The organism is Winogradskyella maritima (assembly GCF_042650215.1).
GTDB classification, from domain to species: Bacteria; Bacteroidota; Bacteroidia; order Flavobacteriales; family Flavobacteriaceae; genus Winogradskyella; species Winogradskyella maritima.
The window spans coordinates 1-1,890 of record NZ_JBHSAT010000015.1; the positions used below are offsets into that span (position 1 = coordinate 1).

A 1,890-nucleotide genomic window follows, 5' to 3' on the forward strand; every position below is an offset into this window, starting at 1 on the left:
AATAAGTTGTTAAAACAGGCCTTTGCCATAGCAAAATCAGGACTGATATACGACGATAGTTACAGAAGTACTTTAGTGAAAAATTAATGGGATTTTACTTGTTTTCTACCACAGTACTTTGTTGTGCTTTCGTTATTTTTTCAGCTCATTTTTAATCAGGTTTTCAATTTTCTTTAAATCTGAACTCAAGTTTTGGTAGATTTCCAATTGCCCATTATTAGTATAAAATCTATTATCTATATGATTCTCAAATTCCATACTATTTAGAAGGCTTAAATTATTAAAATCCTTAAAATGTGTTGTTCCTATTTTATCTTTGTATTTGCCGAAAGAATTATCCATATTTCGATAATTAAAATTTTTATACAAAAACACTCCAAGTACGTCATTTAAGTCATTGTTCCAAATTTGCTCTTGTCTTTTTAAATCTTCTGCCAATCCAACAAAGCCATATAATGCAGTTCGCAATTTTTCAGATTTCAGATTCCCGATTTTCCCACTATTAATGCCTTCGGTAAAAATTCCGGAATTAATGTCAATTGCATTGGCACTAAAAACAATCGAGATGAGGCTGTCAATCGTTTTGCTTCTAAGACTTTTTCTTTCTTGATGAAACATATCAAGTATTTTTTTAGAAGCGTTTATTTGATTTTGCTCAATTTCAATTTCCTTTTCAACTTTATCTAAATTAATCTGCGTTTCGGTCAATAGTCTTTCTAAATAATCATTGGTTACTTGTTGAGTTTTATTGTTCTCATTCCAATTGTTTATTCCCAACGCAATTAGAATTCCGATAACAACAAGAACAATCTCTCCGATTGCATAAATCAGATACTTACTGAATTTATTTTCAGAGAGTAATTTCTGTCTTATTTTTCTAAAGAATTTTATCATTGGTTATTGGTTGGTCATAATGAAGCACAACGTTTATGTATAAGAATAGTTGCGGGTTTGCGTGCGAGGATTTTCCGAAGGAAAATCAGATGTAGCAAATACGCAACTACCTTTGTTTTAGCTCTAAACCGCAATTATTTTTATACGGTGTTGTAGCACGTTTTTATCTTTGTTGTTCGCGTTCTCGTTGCGTTATTTCGTTTTCCAAATTGGTCAATGCAATAATTAAATCACTAATTTCCTCTTTATTCAAATAATGAAAATTAGCTCTCATTTCATCTCCATATTCTCCAGAAATAATCATTAATCTATCCTCATCTGTTGAAAATTCTAAATAAGTGTCGGTATCTTTATCAATACCATTTGCATTAAATTTATAAACCATATTAATTTATCTTTTTATTTTCCAATTCTGCAAATTTCTGCTTGTCCGTTGGTTTTATTTCGGTCAATTCGAAACGGTTTTTGTCTAAAGTATTAAAATCAACCAAACTTAAGTAAAGGTCAACAATATTTCGGTCAATCATTATTTTTCCACCACCAGCCCAATGTCGGTCAGTTCCGTTTTTCTTTATTCCAGATACCCAATATTCATCTCCATTTTCTATATCATAGAAATTTCCTGCGATTCCTTGAGCATTTGAGTTTTTAAGAGCTTTTCCATTAAAATAGACAGTTCGACCTGATTTTGAGAATTCAGCCATTCCAATCCACGCAGGTCCAGTATCTCCAAATCCGCTTTTTAATTCTATATATTTTAATTCAGGTTTCATTGTTCCTCAAATGTGCTACAACGGTCTCGTATAACCGTCAGTTACGGGTTAAATTAGCGATTATTTTCGGTTTGACACTGACGTTAGCAATTACGTAGTGGATTCGGACGTAGTCGAATCCGCCGTAATTGCGGTTATACATTGTTGTGTAACGTATTTTTAATCCCACCAAAACCACATATGTTTATTCTTTTTTAAATGTTGTATTAATTCATTCATATCT

3 protein-coding genes are annotated in these 1,890 nt (G+C 31.6%); all 3 read right to left on the reverse strand.

Annotated features, from left to right (window positions below):
* Positions 1-132 precede the first annotated feature (132 nt).
* The 3 genes from ACFOSX_RS10920 to ACFOSX_RS10930 all read right to left on the reverse strand — a co-directional run bounded on the left by ACFOSX_RS10920 (position 133) and on the right by ACFOSX_RS10930 (position 1,667).
* The gene (locus ACFOSX_RS10920; protein ID WP_386100742.1) at positions 133-894 is read right to left on the reverse strand and encodes a DUF6090 family protein; all 762 of its coding nucleotides are present in this window, start codon (positions 892-894) and stop codon (positions 133-135) included.
* A 163-nt stretch (positions 895-1,057) separates the two neighbouring features.
* Positions 1,058-1,279 (reverse strand): hypothetical protein, encoded by a 222-nt coding sequence (locus tag ACFOSX_RS10925; RefSeq protein WP_386100745.1) that lies wholly within the window; start codon positions 1,277-1,279, stop codon positions 1,058-1,060.
* A gap of 1 nt (position 1,280) precedes the next feature.
* Positions 1,281-1,667: a mannose-1-phosphate guanylyltransferase gene (locus ACFOSX_RS10930; protein ID WP_386100748.1), complete on the reverse strand. Its 387-nt coding sequence runs from the start codon at positions 1,665-1,667 to the stop codon at positions 1,281-1,283.
* Positions 1,668-1,890 lie beyond the last annotated feature (223 nt).